The sequence below is a fragment of the Sphingomonas sp. CFBP 13733 genome, from assembly GCF_014841795.1.
GTDB classification, from domain to species: Bacteria; Pseudomonadota; Alphaproteobacteria; order Sphingomonadales; family Sphingomonadaceae; genus Sphingomonas; species Sphingomonas aerolata.
Genome location: NZ_JACYUP010000003.1, coordinates 604,832 through 624,512 on the forward strand (window position 1 = coordinate 604,832; position 19,681 = coordinate 624,512).

Genomic DNA, 19,681 nt, shown 5'->3' on the forward strand with positions numbered 1-19,681 from the left:
CTCCCCCTGGCGGGGGAGGATCAGTCTAGCGCAGCACGCGCGCCGCGAGCCCCGAGCAATCCGCATCGCGCGCAGTCGGGCCCTGTTTTCCCGTGATCGCGCGGCCGATCGCCTTGAAGATGTTGCCGACCGACTTCACCTCGGGCGGGATCGTCACCGCCGGCCGCTCGATCGTGCCGGTCATATAGGCCGAGCCCGGCACGCGCAGCAGCGCATGCTGTTTCGGCGTGCCGCTCAGCCGGATGTTCAGTGTCTCGCCGGGAAACACCACGCTTCCCTGACCGCGCAACAGGCTGGCGGTCGTGTCGACGATCATCGGATCGATTCGACCATGGCCGCGCGTCACGTCGAGTTTCAGCACGACGCAGCGCAGCCCGGCGCGCTCGCCATCCTTCGCCAGCAGCGCGCGCGCCGCATCGAATCCCAAAGCCGCCGCGATTCCCTGCGGCAATTGCCCGTCACGCGCGACGAAACCGATCGTGCCGTTCGCATTGCCGACCGCTGCGCGGATCGTCGTGCCGGGCCCCCTCAGTCGTGCGCGCGCGCTGACATTGCCGCTGAAATCGCCGCCGCCGCCCGCGAGATCCTGCACGCTGCTGCCGCGCAGCCGCAGATTGATATCGACCATCGGCACCTTGCGGTCGCCGCGCTGGTCTACCGTCAGCTTCCCCTCGACCCGGCCATGCGGCAATCGCGCGTCGAGGTCGCTGAGCGTCAGCAACTGGTGGTCGATCGCCAGCACGCCCCTGGCGGACAGGATCGGCGACGCGCCCTTGGCGCTCACGATCCGCCCGATCCTGAACGCCATGCGCGCGTCGGTGGTGTCGATCTTGCCGATATCGATCCGCGTGTTGGGCACGAGCCGCGGGCCGATCGCACGCTCGAGCGCGGCACCCTTCGCCTTCCCCTCGTCCGACGCCGGATCGCCAAAATCAAACTGTCGCGACACGATCGCGCCGTCGACCTTGGTCCGGCCATCCTGCTTGTCGACGCTGACATGCCCGGTGAAATCGGACCGTCCGACCACGCCCTTCAACTGGGTGACGGTCCATTTGGGCTGGTCGTGGCGGACATGCGCGGAGAACGATACAGGTTGCGTGCGGAACAGCCCCGCCTCGATCACCGCGTCGATCAGCTTGAGGTCGGTCGCGCGCGCGGTGACGTCGAGCTCCATCGCGTCGGTGTCGAGCGGGTGGTCCATCCGGCCCTTCGCGGTGATCGAGAGCGCGTCGCCGTCGATCGTCGCGGTGAACGGCCAGGGCTTGCCCTGGAACCGCTCGACCGAAGGCCCCGCCACGGCGATCCGCACCGCCGCACCGCGGATCGTGCCGTTGCCGGCCGCGCGGATGCCGTGCACCGGATCGGAGGTGAAGCGTGCGGTGACGAACCGGTCCTGCTTGTCGTCGCGATAGGCGATCACGCTGTCGCTGATCGTCAGTCCGTCAAGGTCGGTCGAGCTCCCGCCGCCCTTCGGCTTGCCCGGGCGTTCCCAGTTGGTCCGGCCGTTCCTGTCGCGGACCAGCACAAGCCGCAGTCCGCGCGCCTTCACGTCGCGCGGCCCGAACGCACCTTTCAGCAACGCGAGCCCGGAAAACGTCGCTTCCGCCTCGCGCAACCGGACGAAATCGCCCGTTCCCGCCCATTCCGCCTGCGGAATACGAACGTCGGTGATGCGGATCGTGGGGTTGAACCCGAACGTGTCGACGCGCTCGATCCCGCCGATCGTCACCGGCCGGCCGAACCGCGCGGTAAGCTGCCGCTGGATCACCCCCTTGAGAGACCCCCAGGGGAAGGCGGCGAGCACGATCAACCCCAGCACGAGCACGCCAGCGACGACTATGCCGGTGATTTTCACCCAGCGTTTTGCGAAGAATCCCCTCATCCTACCGCGACGCGCCGCCGTGAAATACGTTCCGCCTGCGTCAGGACCGTTGCCGCAGATTTACCGACACAACCTCTGTCCTTCCCGCGCAGGCGGGAAGCCATAGGGGCGAAGCGTGCGGCCTCACCGCCGACAACCGGGAATATGGATCCCCGCCTGCGCGGGGATGACGGATGTGGAGCAGCGCTGGATCAGGCCTCGAAACGACGAAGCGATCAGAAGTCGATCGCCATGCCCTTCAGTTCCCAATCGCCATAGCGCGTCGGGTCGCGCGGTTCGGGGTCTTTGTCGGGCACGATCGGCTCGGGCTGTGGCACCGGTGTATCCTTTGACAGATAGGCGGGTGGCTTCACATGGTCGGGGCGCTGGCCCATCATGGCTCTCCGGATTGCGTGTTGGCGTCGTAACCGCCACATGGGGCGCGCCGTGCGACTTGCCAATGCAGCGCGCGGCACCCGAACGCGAAGGACCTTCTTATGCCCGACTACACCCACGCCCCCGAGCCGCTCGGCGTCCCGACCCGCCGCGCCGCGCTGCGCCTGCTCGACGCGGTGCTGCGCCGCGGGGAATCGCTCGAATCCGCGCTGCCCGCCGCGACCCGCGCGATCCATGGGCCCGATCGCGGGCTTGCGCATGCGATCGCCGCCGAGACGCTTCGGCGTCTCCCCGATCTCGACGCGATGATCGATTCGGTCACCAAGACCAATCTGCCCGACGATGCGAAGGCGCGGATGGCGCTGCGGATCGCGCTCGTCCAGGTGCTGATCCTCGGTACGCCGTCGCACGCCGCGATCTCGACTGTGCTGCCGCTGGTCGATGGCGGTCCGCGCAAGCTCGTCCACGGCGTGTTCGGGACGCTGTTTCGCGCCAACATGCTGCTGCCCGAGGTGCCCACGCTGCCCGCTCCGGTCGAGCTGCGCTGGGAAGCCGCATGGGGCGAGGAGATGGTCGACGATGCGGGCCGTGCGATCGCCGCACCGCCGCCGCTCGACCTGACGATCGCCGACCCCGCCGAGACCGAAGGCTGGCGCGAGAAGCTCGGCGGCGAGAGCTTCATGCCCGGGCATCTGCGGCTCGGCGATCACGCCTCGGTCCCCGACATGGAGGGCTTTGGCGACGGCGCCTGGTGGGTGCAGGACATTGCCGCCTCGCTTCCCGCGCGCTTGCTGGGCAAGGGGGAGGGCCATGTCCTCGATCTGTGCGCGGCGCCCGGCGGCAAGACGCTGCAGCTCGCTTCGGCGGGCTGGACCGTCACCTCGGTCGACAATTCGCAGAGCCGGATCAAGCGTCTGCGAGAGAATCTCTATCGCACGCATCTGAAGGCCGAGGTGGTGAACGCCGACCTTCTTGAATGGGCACCGACCGAGCCCGCCGACGCGATCCTCATCGACGCGCCGTGCAGTGCGACCGGCATCTTCCGTCGCCACCCCGACGTGCTCCACCGCGTCCGCCCCTCGATCATTGCCGAGACTGCGGCGCTGCAGGCGCGGATCTTCGCGCGCGCGGCCGACTGGGTAAAGCCCGGCGGCACGCTCGTCTACGCCACCTGCTCGCTCGAACCGTCGGAGGGCGAGGCGCAGCTCGACGCGTTCCTGTCTGCGCGCAGCGACTATTCGATCGTGCCGGTCGACCAGGCCGAGCTCCCCGCCGGGATCACGCCGACCGACACCGGTACCGTCCGCACGCTGCCGGGCATGCTCGCCGAACACGGCGGTTGCGACGGCTTCTTCATCACCCGTCTGAAGCGCGCCTGACCATTCCTCCCCCCGCTCGGGGGAGGATCGACAAACACTTCGCACCACGTAAATCCCCCGCTAGGACAAATTCATGCAACCCGTCCGCATCGCCCCCTCGATCCTGTCCGCCGACTTCGCCAAACTGGGTGAGGAGGTCCGCGCCATCGATGCGGCCGGCGCGGACTGGATCCATATCGACGTCATGGACGGGCATTTCGTGCCCAACATCTCGTTCGGCCCCGCGGTCATGAAGTCGGTGCGCGGCGTCACCGCCAAGCCGTTCGACGTCCATCTGATGATCGCCCCCGTCGATGCGTATCTCGATGCGTTCGCGGAGGCCGGCGCGGACTGCATCACCGTGCATTACGAGGCCAGCCCGCACATCCACCGCTCGCTCCAGCACATCAAGTCGCTCGGCAAGCGCGCGGGCGTCGTGATCTGCCCCGGTACGCCGGCGAAGATGCTCGATTACCTGCTCGACATGGTCGACCTCGTGCTCGTGATGAGCGTCAATCCCGGGTTTGGCGGGCAGAGCTTCATCCCCAGCCAGCTCAAGAAGATCACCGCGATCCGGACGATGATCGAGAAGAGCGGTCGCATGATCGATCTCGAGGTCGATGGCGGTGTCGACGCCGAATGGGCGAAGCGCTGCATCGATGCGGGTGCGGACGCGCTGGTCGCGGGGACGTCGGTGTTTCGCGGGGGGCCGGCACAGTATGCCGCCAACATCGCGGCATTGAGGGGCGATTGACCGACCAGCCCGATCCCGTGACCGATCCAATGCTCGACGGTATCGACGAAGGACGTCGCCTGATCCGGCTCGGCGGCGACAACGGGCTGTCGCTCGCCGACCGGCTGGCGGAGCGCTTTCACCGCCTGACCTGGCGTACGCCGCTCCATGCCTTGCGGCTCAAGGGGCGCTATCCGCTCAAGCTGATCGCAGTCCCCGAGGATCCGGTGCTCGGCGACATCCCGCGGGGCACGATGCTGCTCGAGGGCCTGCTGTCGTTCCGTGGCGAGGTGCGCGATATCGAGACGCTCGATCTGGCAAAGCCGTTGCCGGGTCCCTTTGCCGACTATTTTCACAGCTTTGCCTGGCTGCGCGACCTGTCGACCGTCGCAACCCGCGCGCGCGGGGCGCCGATCGCTGAATATCTCATGGGGCTGTGGCTGACCGCCTATGCCGACACGCCAGGCGGGATCGCGTGGCGGCCGGACCTCTGGGGCAGGCGGATCCTGTTCTGGACCGCGCATGCGCCGCTGATCCTGTCGTCGGCTGACCTAGTCTACCGCTCGAAGGTGCTGAACGCGCTCGCGCGGGGCGCGCTGCACCTCGATCGAAGCGCGGACAAGGTGCCCGCGGGCGCACCGCGGATCGCGGCATGGTGCGGCGTCGTCGCCGCCGGGCTGCTGATCCCGGGCGGTGACCCGCGTCGTGCGTTCGGCGAGGCCGGGCTGCTGCGCGCGCTCGGCACCGGGTTGTTCGACGATGGCGGTTCGGTCTCGCGCAGCCCGGCGATGCTGCTCGATTCGATCCAGCTTCTGACGCTGCTCCAGGACAGCTATCTGGCGCGCAACCTGGTCTTGCCCGAACCCGTCGCGACGACGCTCACCAGGATGGTCGCGGCACTGCTCGGCGTGACGCATGGCGATCTTGGGCTGTCGAGCTGGCAGGGCGGGGGCCCCGCAAGCGAGACCCAGGTCGCCGCGGTGATCGAGGCGAGTGGCGTCCGGACCCGGCCGCTTCGCCAGGCGCGCGACTGGGGCTATCAGCGACTGGCTGCGGCCTCCTCGGTGCTGATCGTCGACGCCGCGCCGCCACCCGTCGCACGCCTGGTCGAAGGCGGGTGCGCTTCGACGCTCGCGTTCGAATTCTCCGACGGCCCGGCGCGGCTTGTCGTCAATTGCGGCGGCGCACGGGCAGGAATCGCGCAATTGCCGCCGGCAATGGTCGAGGGCTTGCGGTCGACCGCGGCGCATTCGACGCTGACGATCGCCGACAGCAACTCGACTGCGATCCATGCCGACGGGACGCTCGGCCGCGGTGTCGCCGAAGTCGAGCTGAGCCGGCAGGAATCGGAGGCGGCGAGCCGGATCGAGGCGAGCCATGACGGCTATGTCCGGCGCTGGGGCTTTGTGCACCGCCGCCAGCTGATGCTGACCGGCGATGGCCGCGAATTGCGGGGCGAAGACGCGCTGTTGCCCAAGGGCAGCAAGCGGCGCCTGGGCCTTTCGCTGTTCGCGATCCGCTTCCATCTGGGCGCGGGGGTGCAGGTGTCGCCGACCGCGGACGGTCTGGGCGCGATCCTCCGCCTGCCGGGCGGCGCGATCTGGCAGTTCCGCTGCCGCGGCGGCGCGCTGGTGGTCGAGGACAGCGTCTGGATCGACGCGGACGGCCGCCCGGTCGCGACGCAGCAACTGATGATCACCGGCGAGGCCGCGGCGGGCGGCGCCAGCGTGAGCTGGGCACTGAAAAAGGCCTGACACTTTCTCCGGCAAGATCACGACCCAATGGTCTTTTCATTCCCAGACACTGCCACCTCCCCGGCGAAGGCCGGGGTCCAGTTGCGAGACGGCGCTGACAGGGGACAGCGCGTCGTTACGACGGCCTTTCCAACTGGACCCCGGCCTTCGCTGGGGAGGTGCTTCCTTTCGCGATGACTGGTCGAGACGCCACCTTCGAAGATCGCCGCGTTCCCGCACGCCCCCTGTTCCCCAACCCCAACCGACGCTAAGGCCCGCCGCACGGCGAAACCCGGATCACGAAAGACCTGTCATGACCAGCATCCCGATAAAGCGCGCACTCCTGTCCGTCTCCGACAAGACCGGGATCGTCGATCTCGGCACCGCGCTTGCGAGCCACGGTGTGGAACTGGTGTCGACCGGCGGTACCGCCACCGCGCTGCGTGCGGCAGGGCTGACGGTGCGCGACGTGTCGGAGCTGACCGGCTTTCCCGAGATGATGGACGGCCGCGTCAAGACGCTGCACCCGATGGTCCATGGCGGGCTGCTCGCGGTGCGCGACGATGCGGGGCATGCCGCGTCGATGGAGGAGCACCAGATCGGCGCGATCGACCTCGTCATCGTCAATCTCTACCCGTTCGAGGCGACCGTCGCGAAGGGCGCGGACCGCGACACCGTGATCGAGAATATCGACATTGGCGGTCCCAGCATGGTGCGCTCCGCCGCCAAGAACCACGCCTATGTCGCGATCGTCACCGATCCCGCAGACTATGCGCTGGTCGCGGGCGGCAGCACGACGCTCGACGACCGCAAGCGCCTCGCCGCCAAGGCGTTCGCGACCACCGCCGCCTATGACTCGGCGATCGCGACCTGGTTCGGCACGGTCGATCAGGGCGAGCAGTTTCCGGCCACGTTGCCGATCACGCTCAAGCGCGGCGATGCGCTCCGCTACGGCGAGAACCCGCACCAGTCGGCGGCCTTCTACACCGCGACCGACGGCGTCCGCGGCATCGGCCAGGCGCGCCAGGTGCAGGGCAAGGCGCTGAGCTACAACAATCTCAACGACGCGGACGCCGCGCTCGAGCTCGTCGCCGAGTTCCGTGACGCCGCTCCCTCGGTCGTCATCGTCAAGCATGCCAATCCGTGCGGCGTCGCGACCGCCGCGACGCTTGAGGAGGCCTATGCCGCGGCGTTCGCCTGCGACACCGTGTCGGCGTTCGGCGGGATCATCGCGGTCAACCGCCGTCTCGATGTCGAGACCGCGCGCGCGATCACCGGCATCTTCACCGAAGTCGTCGTCGCACCCGATGCCGATGAGGAGGCGATCGCACTGTTCGCCGCGAAGAAGAATCTGCGTCTGCTTCTGACCGGCGACCTGCCCGATGCGGCGCGCGCAGGGCTCACCGCCAAGTCGATCGCGGGTGGCTGGCTCGTCCAGGGGCGCGACAACGGCACGCCCGGCGAATTGCAGGTGGTGACGAAGCGCCAGCCCACGGCGCAGGAGCTCGCCGACTGCCGCTTCGCGTGGACCGTCGCCAAGCACACCAAGTCGAACGCGATCGTCTATGCCAAGGACGGCAGCACCGCGGGCATCGGTGCGGGGCAGATGAACCGCCTCGAATCCGCGCGCATCGCCGCGTGGAAGGCCAAGGATGCGGCGGACAAGGCGGGCTGGGCGACGCCGCGGACGATCGGCTCGGCGGTTGCCTCTGACGCGTTCTTCCCGTTTGCCGACGGGCTGCTCGCGGCGGTCGAGGCAGGCGCGACCGCGGTGATCCAGCCGGGCGGGTCGATCCGCGACGCCGACGTGATCGCGGCGGCGGACGAGGCGGGGCTGGCGATGGTGTTCACCGGGATGCGCCACTTCCGGCATTGATCGCCAGCGGCCCCCCGGCTTCGGGGGGCCGGATCAGCGGACCGGCGACCCGCTCCGCGGCAGCGTCGCTTCGCTGGGCTTGGGGGTCTTGGCGAACAGGGCGCGGTCGGCGGGCCCGAACGCCCATTTCCACAGGATGAAGAGATAGGTCGCGGCGATAGCCGGCTCGCCGACCGCGAGTTCGACCCATTCGAGCCGCTTAGGCAGCGCGGTAAAGCCCGCGCCCACGACGATCGCGGCAAGCGCCGCCCAGACCAGCGGCCAGCGCCACGGCGAGACGCTCGCGCCGAGCAGGCTTCCGAGCAGCCGCGACTTGATCACCGAGGTCAGCGCGACCGAGATCATGAGCGCGATCGCCGGTCCTGCGGCCTGATAGTTGACCGGATAGCCAAGCCGGCGGATCGCGAAGATCAGCGTGAAGCTGAGGCCGATCTGGAAGGCGAGCATTACCGCCGAGATCATCAGATTGCGGTGCCGCGCGATATAGACGAGCGCGGATTCGCTGACCGCGCCGCTCGAGGCGAGGAATTCGGCGGTCAGCAGGAAGGCGAGCGCGGCGGTGCCAGCGACGAATTGCGGCCCGACCACGCCCATTACCGCCTCGCCGGGGATCGAGCCCATCAGCGCGAGCCCGCCCTGCGCAGCCATGATCCAGAACGCGACCTGACGGACCTGGTTGGCGATCGCCGCGCGGTCGTTGATCGCCAGGCTCTGCGTGATGACGGGGCCGAGGATCGGGTCGAAGCTCGTCTTGAGCTTCTGCGGCAGGCTCGCGACCTGTTGCGCCATATAATAGATGCCGACGACCTTGGGCTCGAACATCACGCCGAGGATGAAGCGGTCGACGTTACGGCTGCCCCATTCGAGGATGTCCGCGCCCGCCAGCGGCACATTGGCACGGGCGAGCGCGTAGAGCGGGCGCAGATGCGGCGACCAGCCGCGCGGCAGCCCGTAGCTGCGCACGAACGGCACGAGGCTGGCGATCAGCGCCGCGGTCATCGACGCGACATAGCTCAGCACGAGCCCGTCGCGGATCGTGAAATAGGAGAAGGCCCAGGCGGCGATCGAGATCGTCCACGGCTCGACCACCGCGCGTGCGGTGACCGCGGCCTTGACGTTCAGTCGATAGGCGAGTGCCGCTAGGCTGACGTCGGACCAGGCGACCGCGACGATGATCAGCGGCAGGAACCGGTCGAGCCCGGTGATCGCCGTATTGGGGTACATGATCTCGGGGAAGGTGAAGAGCACCGCGCTCGCGATCAGCGACGCGACGAACGCCACCGCCATCGCATCCCACACGACATAGGCATGCGGCCGCTCGGTGCTGCTCAGCGCCTGCGCGAGACCGCGCTTGAGGCCGAGCGTCGCCAGCAGCGCGGCGAGTTCGACCACCACGACCGCGATCGCGAATCGGCCGACCAGGTCCGGGCCGTAGATGCGGCCCGCGATGAACAGGAACGGGATGCGCGCAGCGAGGCGGAGGACGAAGCCCGCAATGTTGGTCCGACCGCCCTTGGCGAGCGTGTCGATATCCTTGGTCGATTCGGTCACGGGCGGGCGCCGCTGGTGCGCCGCGCCGCGGCACGGCCGCGTCGTCGGTCGGAGCAAGCGCTCCGCCAGCCGCGCTTGTGCGAGTCAGCCGGGCGTGGCCGGCTGCCGCCCTGCGCGATCAATGCGCTGCGCCCCAGCTCAGGCCGGTGCCGATCTCGATCCCCAGCGGCACGTCGAGCGTCACCGCCGGCTCGGCCGCGGACGCCATCACACGTTCGATCACGGGCTTGGCCGCCTCGACATCGCCCTCGGGCAGTTCGAACACGAGTTCGTCGTGGACCTGGAGCAGCATGCGCACGTTCGGCAGCCCGGCTTCGAGCAGCGCCGGCCCCATCCGGACCATCGCGCGCTTGATGATGTCCGCGCTCGTCCCCTGGATCGGCGCGTTGATCGCGGCGCGCTCAGCGCCCTGGCGTTCGTGCTGGATCTTCGAGCGGATCCGCGGGAAATGCGTCTTGCGGCCGAACAACGTCGTCGTGAACCCGGTCGCGCGGACGCTTTCGGTGGTGTCGACGATGTAGCTCGAGATGCCGGGGAAGCGATCGAAATAGCGGTCGATCATCGCCTGCGCCTCGTCCGCGCTCACGTCGAGCCGGCCGGCGAGCCCCCAGCGGGAGATACCGTAGAGGATCGCGAAGTTGATCGTCTTGGCGCGGCCGCGCGTGTCGCGGTTGACCTCGCCGAACAGCTCCTGCGCGGTGAGGCTGTGGATGTCGTCGCCATTCGCGAACGCCTGCTTCAGCGCAGGTACGTTCGCCATATGCGCGGCCAGCCGCAGCTCGATCTGCGAGTAGTCGGCGGCGAGGATCACGTTCCCGGGCTCCGCCACGAACGCGTCGCGGATCTGGCGGCCGATCTCGGTGCGGATCGGGATGTTCTGCAGGTTCGGATCGGTCGACGACAGCCGTCCGGTTTGCGCGCCGGTGAGCGAGTAGGAGGTGTGGACGCGGCCCGTCGCGGGGTTGATCTGCGCTTGCAACGCATCGGTATAGGTGGATTTCAGCTTCGAGAGCTGGCGCCAGTCGAGCACCTTGCGCGCGATCACCGCGCCGGGCGAATCCTTGTCGGCGGCGATGCGCTCGAGTTCGGTGACGTCGGTCGAATAGACTCCGGACTTGCCCTTGCGGCCGCCCTTGATGCCCATCTTCTCGAACAACACGTCGCCCAATTGCTTGGGGCTGCCGATCGTGAACGGCGCGCCGGCGAGTGCGTGAATCTCGGTCTCGAGGCTCGCCATCTGCGCGGCGAACTCGGTCGACAATTTCGACAGTTTCGCCGCGTCGACCTTGATCCCGTGCATCTCCATCTGCGCGATGACGGGGACGAGCGGGCGGTCGACCATCTCGTAGACGCGGGTCGAACCCTCGGCGGGCAGGCGGCGCTTGAATCGCCGCCACAGGCGCAGCGTCACGTCCGCATCCTCGGCGGCGTAATGGGTCGCGGCCTTAAGGTCGATTTCGTTGAAGCTGCGCTGCGACTTGCCGGTGCCGACCACGTCCTTGAACGCGATGCAGGTGTGCGAAAGGTGCGTAGCCGCGAGTTCGTCCATGCCGTGGCCGTGAAGCCCGGCGTCGAGATCGAAGCTCATCAGGATCGTGTCGTCGAACGGCGCGATCGCCACGCCACCGGTCGCGGCATAGGCGCGGGCGAGGACGATCATGTCGTATTTCAGATTATGGCCGATCTTGAGGATGCTCGGATCCTCCAGCAGCGGTTTCATCTTCGCCAGCACGACCGCGCGGTCGATCTGGACCGGGTTTTCCGCCAACAGGTCCGTGCCGCCATGCGCGATAGGTACGTAGCAGGCGAGGTTCGGATGCAGCGCGAGGCTGATCCCGACCAGGTCGGCGCGCGTCGCGTCGATCCCGGTTGTCTCGGTGTCGATCGCGATCCAGCCCTGATGCTTTGCCAGCGTGATCCAGCGGTCGAGCGCCGCCTCGTCGACGACGGTCTCGTAATCGTCATGCTTGCACGGCTCGTCCGCGTCCATGTCCGCGACGACGGTCGACTCGGCGACCGGTGCTTCGGCGACGGCGGACAATTTGGCGATCAGCGACTTGAAGCCGTGATGATCGAGGAACGCGCGCAAGGGGGCGTCGGGGATGCCCTTGAGTTCGAGATCCTCGAGCGGCTCGGGCAGCGCGACGTCGCATCTGAGCGTGACCAGCACCTTCGACAGCCGCGCCATCTCGGCATGCTCGATCAGATTGTCGCGCAGCTTGCCCTTCTTCATCCCCTCGGCGGCGGCGAGCACCGATTCGAGATCGCCATGCTCGAGGATCAGCTTGGCGGCGGTCTTGGGGCCGACGCCGGGAACGCCCGGCACATTGTCGACGCTGTCGCCCATCAGCGCGAGCACGTCGCCGAGCTGCGATGGCGTGACGCCGTGGAATTTCTCCGCGACATGCTCCGCGCCCAGCCGGCGGTTGTTCATCGTGTCGTACATGTCGAGCCCGGGCTCGATCAGCTGCATCAGGTCCTTGTCCGACGAGACGATCGTGACCGACCAGCCCTGCGCCAGCGCGGCCTTCGAATAACAGGCGATGATGTCGTCGGCCTCGAGCCCCTCGGTCTCGATGCACGGCAGCGAGAAGGCGCGCGTTGCGTCGCGGATCATCGGGAACTGGGGGACGAGATCCTCGGGCGGGGGCGGACGCTGTGCCTTGTACTTGTCGTAGAGATCGTTGCGGAACGTCTTCGACGACTTGTCGAGAATGACCGCCATGTGCGTCGGGCCGTCGGCGGCGTGGACCTCATCGGCGAGCTTCCACAGCATCGTGGTATAGCCGTACACCGCGCCGACCGGCTCGCCATGCTTGTTGGTAAGCGGCGGCAGCCGGTGATAGGCGCGGAAGATATAGCCGGAGCCGTCGACGAGATAGAGATGGGGCATCGCGCGCGGTCTAGCGGATGCGCGCGCGCGGACCAATGGGCGAAGCGTGGTTGTTGGGTATCAGGTGTGAGGAAAATCTCAGACCGACGGGCGGGCGCTGCCGGCATGCGCGGCGACCGCGGCGGCGACCGCCTGGATCAGCATCTGGCGTTCGCGGATCGGTCGCAGCGTGTCGCCGATCATCACCGCGATCGCATAGCGCTTGCCGTCGGGCGCTGTCAGGAGCCCGACATCGTTGAAACCGGCGTTGCGGGGACCGAGATCCTGGCCGGTGCCGGTCTTGTGCGCGATCCGCCACCCCGCGGGCAGCGCGGCGCGCAACCGCGCGCGGCCGGTGACCGACGCGCCCATCGTGTCGAGCAGCACCTGGGTCGAGCTGGCGCTGAGCAATTCGCCCCGCGCGAGCCGGGCCAGCGCATCCGCGATCGCGATCGGCGCGGCGCCATCGGGCGGATTGGCGACATAGGCGTCGAGTGCGGCGGCGCGGATCTGCGGATTGAGCCGTGCGCGGGCGACCGCAAACGCGTTGCCGAGCGCATAGGCTGGCTGCCAGACGAGCCCCGCCGTCCCGCTCTGCAACAGCCGCTCGCCCGGACCGAAGCGGATCTCGCCCAGCTGTTTGCGCAGGATCATGCCGCGCACCGCGCGCGGGCCGCCGACATAGCTCAGTAGCCGGTCGTTCGCGGTATTGTCGCTATGCGTCAGCGCACGCCTGAGCAATTCGCCGACGGTGGTGTGATAGCCGTCGCCGGTGACGAGCATCGCGATCGGCTGATGGAACAGCGTCAGATCCTCCGCGCGGACGACGACCGGATCCTCGAGCTTCGCCTTGCCCTGGTCGCGCAGGTCGAGCAGCGTGATCGCGACCCAGAGCTTGCTGACAGATTGCTGCGGGAGGCGCTGGCGCCCGCCGGCCTCGACCGTCCAGCCCTCGTCCACCGCGCGGATCGCAATCCCCGCCTTGCCCGCAAAATCATGGTGCAAGGCGTCGATCGCGGTGACCAGCGGAGCGGGCGCGGCACGGGTGGCGCGTGCGGTGGGCAATGGGACCGGGATCGATACGCTGGTCCCATCGCCCTGCGGCGCGGCGCCGGTCGCACCGGGGCGCGACGTCGAGCCACAGCCGGTCAGCGCGAGCGCGATGCCGCCGGTCACGAAAAGACGCGCGAACCTGCCAAATGCCATGGGTGTCGGATATCCTGCGATAGCGCTACGATCCTGATACGGTCCGGATCGCCGCGATACGCCCCGCGCGCCCGGCTGCGACGAACTGCACGTCCGATGCGCCGGGACGCGGAACGTCAGGGCGTCAGGACCGTGTCGACCGCCCCCGGCAGCATCTGCGGATAATCGAGCGTGTAGTGCAGGCCACGGCTTTCGTGACGGTGCAGCGCCGAGCGGACGATCAGTTCGGCGGTCTGGAGCAGGTTGCGCAGTTCGATCAGGTCGGGCGTGACGCGGAAATGCTGGTAATATTCGGCAACCTCCTCGTTCAGCATCGCGATCCGGTGCTGTGCGCGTTCGAGCCTTTTGGTGGTGCGGACGATGCCGACATAATTCCACATGAAGCGGCGGATCTCGGTCCAGGTCTGCTTGATCACCACCTCCTCGTCCGAATCGGTGACGCGGCTCTCATCCCAGGGACGGATCGGCGGCGGCGGGGGCAGGCTGTCCCAGTCGGCGGCGATGCTGTCCGCCGCGGCCTCGCCGAACACGAAGCATTCGAGCAGCGAGTTGGACGCCAGCCGGTTCGCGCCGTGCAACCCCGATTCGGTGCACTCGCCCGCCGCATAGAGCCCGGGAAGGTCGGTCTTGCCATGCTCGTCGACGACGATCCCGCCACAGGTGTAATGCTGGGCGGGGACGACCGGGATCGGCTGCGTCGTCATGTCGATCCCGACCGTCAGCAGCTTTTCGTGAATGTTCGGAAAATGATGCCGGATGAAGTCGGCCGGCATGTGGCTGATGTCGAGATGGACGTAATCGAGCCCGTAGCGCTTGATCTCGGCATCGATCGCGCGGGCGACGATATCGCGCGGCGCCAGCTCCATCCGGACGGGATCATAATAGGTCATGAAACGCTTGCCGGTGGTCGGGTTGATCAACCGCCCGCCTTCGCCGCGCACCGCCTCGGTGATCAGGAAATTCTTGACCTCCAGATTGTAGAGGCAGGTCGGGTGAAACTGCATCATCTCCATGTTCGACACGCGCGCGCCCGCGCGCCAGGCCATCGCGATGCCGTCGCCCGTCGCGCCGCGCGGCGCGGTCGAGAACAGATAGGTACGGCCCGCGCCCCCGGTCGCGAGGATCGTCGCGCGCGCCGTGTAGAGCGCGACGCGTCCGGTGCCGCGGTCGACCGCATAGACGCCCCAGACCCGGCCCGCGCCCGAATAGCGCATCTCGTGCCGCCCCGTGGCAAGGTCGATCGCGACCTGGTCGGGGACCAGCGTGATGTTGGGATGCGCCTCGGCGGCCCTCTGCAGCGCCTCCTGCACCGCCCAGCCGGTCGCGTCGGCGACATGGACGATCCGCCGATGGCTATGGCCGCCCTCGCGCGTCAGGTGCAGCGCGTTCCCCTCGGTCTCGAACGGCACGCCGAGATGCGTGAGCCGTTCGATCGCGGCAGGGGCACCCTCGACCACCATCTCGACGATCCCGCGATCGTTCAGCCCGGCGCCGGCGACCATCGTGTCCTCGACATGATTCTCGAACGTGTCGCCGGGTTCGAGTACCGCGGCGATCCCGCCCTGCGCCCAAGCGGTCGACCCTTCGTTCAGCGCCCCCTTGGCGAGCACGGTGACGGTGAAACGGTCGGCGAGGGTGAGCGCGGCGGTCAGCCCGGCGGCGCCGGAGCCGATGATGAGAATGTCACTGGTCATGCGGCTCGGGATCCGGGTCAGGGGACAGGGTGATGCGGGGTCCTGCTGTTGCACGAAAGTGAGACCACAGGACAGGGGTGTGTTCCGATCGATCGCCCGGACTTACGCTTGGCCGCCCTTCTTCGTCTCCGGCATCGCAATCATGTAAAGCAGGAACCCGGCCCCCGCGATCGCCGCAAGCGTGAGGAAGTTCGCGCTATAGCCTGCCCAGACGATGATCGATCCCGCCAGCGTCGCCGACAGCGCTGCGCCGAGCCCTTGCGTCGTCGCGACCGCGCCCTGACTGACGTTGAACCGGCCGCTGCCCTCGGTCAGGTCGGCGATCACGACGGGGAACAGGGCACCGAAAATGCCCGCGCCGACGCCGTCCAGTGCCTGCACGCCGACCAGCCAATAGGGGTCGTCGGACAGCGTGTAGAGCGCGCCGCGCGCGGCGAGGAACCCGAACGCGACGAGGAACAGCGGCTTGGTGCCGAGCCGTTCGGCATGACGACCAACGAAGATCGCAACGGGCACCATCACGAGCTGTGCCGCGACGATGCACGCGGCGGTCAGCGACGTCGCCTGATCCTTGCCAACGGTGCGCGCGAGCAGCTGGCTGACCGAGGTCAGCATCGCGGCATTCGCCAGATGGAAGAGGAACGCGATCACCGCAAAGGTCATTAGCGGCCGGTTCTCGATCAGCGTCTTCCAGCCGCTTGGCTCGTCGCAGTCCGCATCGGGCTCGCAGTCGAGGCCACGCGCGACGGCATTGTCGATATCGTCGTTGCGAAGCCGCGTCGCGGTGACGATGCTGGCAACGGTCAGCGCGCCCATCAGCCAGAAGACCACGACCGGTCCGAACGTCCAGGCAAGGACGCCTGCAAGCCCGGCGGACACCGCGTTGCCGGCATGGTTGAACGCCTCGTTACGGCCGACCCGCTTGGCGAACATCCTTGGCCCGACCAGACCGAGCGTGATCGCCGAGATTGCGGGGGCGAAAATCGCGCCCGCGACGGCGGCGACCGACTGGGTGATGGTCACCACGGTGAAGCCCGTGACGAACGGCAGCGATACGCTGGCCAAAGTCACCAGCAACGCTGCCACCATGACGATCCGCGGCTTGTTGCGGCTCTTGTCGATCAGGCTGCCGGCGGGCGTCTGCGCGATCAGGCCGACGATCCCGGCGATCGTCAGGACCAGCCCGACCGTCGCCTCGTTCCAGCCATGCGCGGGGCCGCGGACCGCGACCAGATAGATGGCGAGATAGGGCCCGAGCCCGTCGCGCACGTCGGCGAGGAAGAAGTTGAGCGCGTCGAGCGTGCGTCCCGCCGGCGCATGACGGTGTGGGGCTTTGCCGCCGGGGGGGTGGCGGGAGGGTAGGGAAGCGGAGAGGGTCGCCATGGTCGGTCCTTGGTCCTGGAAAAGAGGGGGCGGGCAGAGGGGAGCGTCGAGGGTCAGCCGATCAGCAGACGCGTGCCGAGCGCGGCGGCAAGCGCGGGAATCATCGTCACCGCGCCGACCCTCAGGAAGCGCAGGAAGCCGACATCAAGGCCTTCGCGGCGGATCGCCTGGAGCCACAGGATCGTCGCGAGCGACCCGGTGATCGACAGGTTGGGGCCAAGATCGACGCCGATCAGCAGCGCATCGACGACGACGCGCGGCGGCTGCGCCTGCGCGACCGCGGTGCTCGCGATCAGCCCGGCGGGAAGATTGTTGACCAGGTTCGACCCGAAGGCGAGCAGGGTCCCCGCGGTCATCGCCGCGCGCGCCGGATCGGCGGACTCGGCTCGCAGCCACGCCGCGATCTGGCCGATGACGCCGCTGTGATCGAGCGCCTCGACCAGTACGAACAGCCCAGCGACGAGCGGCAGCACGCTCCATGACACGTCGCGCACGACCAGGAGGGGTGACATGCGGACCAGCAGGCAGATGGCGAGCGTCGTCGCGACCCCCGCGATGCAGGTCGGCAGCCCGAGTTGCACGTCGAATGCCGAGGCCAGCAACAGCACGACCGCCGTGACGACGATCCCCGCCAGTGCCGCCTTGCCGCCGATCGTCAGCGGCGTGCGCGCGATCTCCGTCTCGCACTGCCCGACGAGCCGCGCCCGCTCGGTCCAGCGGAGCGCGCCATAGGTCACGACGATCGCCGCGACCGATGGGAGCGCGAACGACGCGAACCACTGGCCGAGCGGGGGCATCGTGCCGCCATAGAGCACGAGGTTCGCCGGATTGGAGATGGGCAGCACGAAGCTTGCCGCGTTGGCGATCAGCGCGCAGGCGAACAGCAGCGGCAGCGGATCCGCCTTCGCCTTGCGCGCAGCGGCATAGACGGCGGGCGTGAGCACCACCGCGGTGGCGTCGTTCGACAGGAAGGTCGTGGTGACGATCCCGGTGACATAGACGAGCGCGAACAGGCGGACGGGCGACCCCCGCGCGCCGCGCGCGGCGGTCGCGGCGATCCAGTCGAACAGGCCCTGCTGGCGCGCGGTCTCGCTGAGCAGCATCATGCCGATCAGGAAGAGATAGACGTCCATGCCCTTGCCGACCGCGGTCAGCCCGGCAGCGATCGGCAACAGACCCAGCGCGAGCAGCGCGACCGCGCCGGCGACCGCCCAGACCGCTTCGGGCAGGCGGAACGGGCGCGCGATCACCCCGGCCGTTGCCGCACCGCAGATTGCCCAGGTCAGACCAATCCCGGCGGTCACGCGCAGAGTCCGTCGCTGCTTCCAATGCGGCACCGATCCGGCGCGACACAGCAGCTATAATCGCCATAACGACCAGCATAGCCGGCCATCACCCTGGTCCTCGTCATGGTCTTTTCAGACTAGGCGGTGTGATCGGGAAGTGTTGTTGCCCTAATGATTGTATTACGCATCGATCCGGCCCCTGACATGACTTGCGGACAACTGGTGTCAGGCGCGACAACACAGCAGCAGGGGCAAAGGGCCCCGCCGCGATCGTGACAAATCGTTCATGTGGCGATCGGACCCGGATCGACGGGTTTATCGCCTGTTCCCAGCGGCTTGATCGCACCGGCTGGGCGACGATCGGCGCTAGGCCGGGACCCGTCCGTCAGGACGTGGCCCCGGCGTCGCGGGTCGATCAGAGGAAGCGGTTGATCAGGTTTTCGAGGCGTTCCTGCTGGCCCGAAACCGGCTTCGGATCGATGTCGCGCTCGACCGCGAGATCGGCGATGCCGGCCAGATCGAGCCCGCCGATCGTGCTGCCGAAATCACCGTCCCAGCCGGCATAGCGCTTGGCCTTGATCGCATCGACCCGACCGTCCTCGATGATCGCGGCAGCGGCGAGCAGGCCCTTCGCGACGACGTCGATGCCGCCGACATGGCCGTAGAACAGGTCGGCCGCGTCCATGCTCTGGCGCCGGACCTTGGCGTCGAAGTTGAAGCCGCCGGTGGTGAAGCCGCCGCCGCGCAGGATCTCGACCATCGCCAGCGTCAGTTCCTCGACCGAATTGGGGAACTGGTCGGTATCCCAGCCATTCTGCGGATCGCCGCGATTGGCATCGATCGACCCGAAGATGCCGAGCGCATTGGCGGTCGCGATCTCGTGTTCGAAGGTATGCCCCGACAGCGTGGCGTGGTTCGCCTCGATGTTGACGCGCACCTCATTCTCGAGCCCGTAGCGCTTGAGGAAGCCGTACACCGTTGCGGTGTCGAAGTCGTACTGATGCTTGGTCGGCTCGTGCGGCTTGGGTTCGATCAGGATCGTGCCGGTGAAACCGATCTTGTGCTTGTGCTCGACGACGAGGCTCAGGAAGCGGCCGAAATTGTCGAGTTCGCGCTTCATGTCGGTGTTGAGCAGCGTCTCATAGCCTTCGCGACCGCCCCACAGCACGTAGTTCTGGCCGCCGAGGCGATGCGTCGCCTCGAGCGCGTCGCGGACCTGCAGCGCGGCAAAGGCATAGACTTCGGGATCGGGGTTGGTCGACGCGCCGGCGGCATAGCGCGGATGGCTGAACGCGTTGGCTGTGCCCCAGAGGAGCTTGCGGCCCGACGCGGCCTGGAGCTGTTCGAGATGGTCGACCGCTTCGGCGAAGAAGCGGCGATGCTCGGTCACGTTGGCGGCATCCGCCATGACGTCGACGTCGTGGAAGCAGTAATAGGGCACGTCGAGCTTCTTGAAGAAGTCGAACGCGACCTCGCGCTTGTGCGCCGCGGCGGCCGAGTCGTTGGCGCCGGCATGCCAGGGGCGGTTGAACGTGCCCCCGCCGAACACGTCCGACCCCGGCCAGCAGAAGGTGTGCCAGAAGCACGCGGCGAAGCGCAGATGCTCCTCCATCGTCTTGCCGAGCACGACCTTGCTCTTGTCGTAATAGCGATAGGCGAGTTCGTTGCTGCTGTCGGGGCCCTCATATTTGATCTGGGGGATATCGGCGAAGAAGTCGGACATCGGGGATTC

Annotated in this window: 13 protein-coding genes; 4 read left to right on the top strand and 9 right to left on the bottom strand. The window is 67.9% G+C overall.

Annotated features, from left to right (window positions below; translation table 11 throughout):
• Positions 1–25: 25 nt before the first annotated feature.
• Positions 26–1,855 (bottom strand): AsmA family protein, encoded by a 1,830-nt coding sequence (locus tag IFT71_RS11480; RefSeq protein WP_342212640.1) that lies wholly within the window; start codon positions 1,853–1,855, stop codon positions 26–28.
• A 242-nt stretch (positions 1,856–2,097) separates the two neighbouring features.
• Positions 2,098–2,256 carry a DUF1674 domain-containing protein gene (locus tag IFT71_RS11485; protein WP_081874308.1) on the bottom strand — a complete coding sequence of 53 codons (159 nt, stop codon included), beginning with the start codon at positions 2,254–2,256 and terminating at the stop codon, positions 2,098–2,100.
• A 102-nt stretch (positions 2,257–2,358) separates the two neighbouring features.
• On the opposite strand from IFT71_RS11485, the gene IFT71_RS11490 reads away from it, so the two are divergent.
• From IFT71_RS11490 to purH, 4 genes are all read left to right on the top strand, one after another.
• The gene (locus IFT71_RS11490) at positions 2,359–3,636 is read left to right on the top strand and encodes an RsmB/NOP family class I SAM-dependent RNA methyltransferase (protein WP_192140893.1); all 1,278 of its coding nucleotides are present in this window, start codon (positions 2,359–2,361) and stop codon (positions 3,634–3,636) included.
• Positions 3,637–3,709: 73 nt separating this feature from the next.
• Positions 3,710–4,369, top strand: coding sequence for a ribulose-phosphate 3-epimerase (gene rpe, locus IFT71_RS11495; RefSeq protein WP_031396295.1), 660 nt, complete (start codon positions 3,710–3,712; stop codon positions 4,367–4,369).
• A gap of 29 nt (positions 4,370–4,398) precedes the next feature.
• Complete coding sequence (locus tag IFT71_RS11500; RefSeq protein ID WP_192141268.1) at positions 4,399–6,102, top strand: heparinase II/III family protein; 1,704 nt, start codon at positions 4,399–4,401, stop codon at positions 6,100–6,102.
• 292 nt (positions 6,103–6,394) lie between these two features.
• Entirely contained in the window at positions 6,395–7,957 is a 1,563-nt protein-coding gene (gene purH, locus IFT71_RS11505) for a bifunctional phosphoribosylaminoimidazolecarboxamide formyltransferase/IMP cyclohydrolase (protein WP_192098125.1), read from the top strand.
• A 33-nt stretch (positions 7,958–7,990) separates the two neighbouring features.
• Here purH and IFT71_RS11510 read toward each other — a convergent pair whose 3' ends face one another.
• The 7 genes from IFT71_RS11510 to xylA form a co-directional block, all read right to left on the bottom strand.
• Positions 7,991–9,508 (bottom strand): lipopolysaccharide biosynthesis protein, encoded by a 1,518-nt coding sequence (locus IFT71_RS11510; protein ID WP_107931126.1) that lies wholly within the window; start codon positions 9,506–9,508, stop codon positions 7,991–7,993.
• Positions 9,509–9,626: 118 nt separating this feature from the next.
• Complete coding sequence (gene polA / locus IFT71_RS11515) at positions 9,627–12,401, bottom strand: DNA polymerase I (RefSeq protein ID WP_192140895.1); 2,775 nt, start codon at positions 12,399–12,401, stop codon at positions 9,627–9,629.
• A gap of 78 nt (positions 12,402–12,479) precedes the next feature.
• Positions 12,480–13,586: a serine hydrolase gene (locus IFT71_RS11520; RefSeq protein ID WP_192140897.1), complete on the bottom strand. Its 1,107-nt coding sequence runs from the start codon at positions 13,584–13,586 to the stop codon at positions 12,480–12,482.
• 116 nt (positions 13,587–13,702) lie between these two features.
• Positions 13,703–15,280 carry an L-aspartate oxidase gene (gene nadB / locus IFT71_RS11525; protein ID WP_192140899.1) on the bottom strand — a complete coding sequence of 526 codons (1,578 nt, stop codon included), beginning with the start codon at positions 15,278–15,280 and terminating at the stop codon, positions 13,703–13,705.
• A gap of 102 nt (positions 15,281–15,382) precedes the next feature.
• Positions 15,383–16,663: an MFS transporter gene (locus IFT71_RS11530; RefSeq protein WP_192140901.1), complete on the bottom strand. Its 1,281-nt coding sequence runs from the start codon at positions 16,661–16,663 to the stop codon at positions 15,383–15,385.
• A gap of 53 nt (positions 16,664–16,716) precedes the next feature.
• Entirely contained in the window at positions 16,717–17,967 is a 1,251-nt protein-coding gene (locus tag IFT71_RS11535; RefSeq protein WP_192140903.1) for an SLC13 family permease, read from the bottom strand.
• A gap of 397 nt (positions 17,968–18,364) precedes the next feature.
• Entirely contained in the window at positions 18,365–19,672 is a 1,308-nt protein-coding gene (gene xylA / locus IFT71_RS11540) for a xylose isomerase (protein ID WP_056406591.1), read from the bottom strand.
• Between the last annotated feature and the right edge of the window lie 9 nt (positions 19,673–19,681).

Bases quoted from the DNA above. Each gene is read 5' to 3' on its own strand.
- IFT71_RS11485 (WP_081874308.1), bottom strand. From the start codon at position 2,256: ATGGGCCAGCGCCCCGACCATGTGAAGCCACCCGCCTATCTGTCAAAG.
- IFT71_RS11490 (WP_192140893.1), top strand. From the start codon at position 2,359: ATGCCCGACTACACCCACGCCCCCGAGCCGCTCGGCGTCCCGACCCGC.
- rpe (WP_031396295.1), top strand. From the start codon at position 3,710: ATGCAACCCGTCCGCATCGCCCCCTCGATCCTGTCCGCCGACTTCGCC.
- IFT71_RS11500 (WP_192141268.1), top strand. From the start codon at position 4,399: ATGCTCGACGGTATCGACGAAGGACGTCGCCTGATCCGGCTCGGCGGC.
- purH (WP_192098125.1), top strand. From the start codon at position 6,395: ATGACCAGCATCCCGATAAAGCGCGCACTCCTGTCCGTCTCCGACAAG.
- polA (WP_192140895.1), bottom strand. From the start codon at position 12,401: ATGCCCCATCTCTATCTCGTCGACGGCTCCGGCTATATCTTCCGCGCC.
- IFT71_RS11520 (WP_192140897.1), bottom strand. From the start codon at position 13,586: ATGGCATTTGGCAGGTTCGCGCGTCTTTTCGTGACCGGCGGCATCGCG.
- nadB (WP_192140899.1), bottom strand. From the start codon at position 15,280: ATGACCAGTGACATTCTCATCATCGGCTCCGGCGCCGCCGGGCTGACC.
- IFT71_RS11530 (WP_192140901.1), bottom strand. From the start codon at position 16,663: ATGGCGACCCTCTCCGCTTCCCTACCCTCCCGCCACCCCCCCGGCGGC.
- xylA (WP_056406591.1), bottom strand. From the start codon at position 19,672: ATGTCCGACTTCTTCGCCGATATCCCCCAGATCAAATATGAGGGCCCC.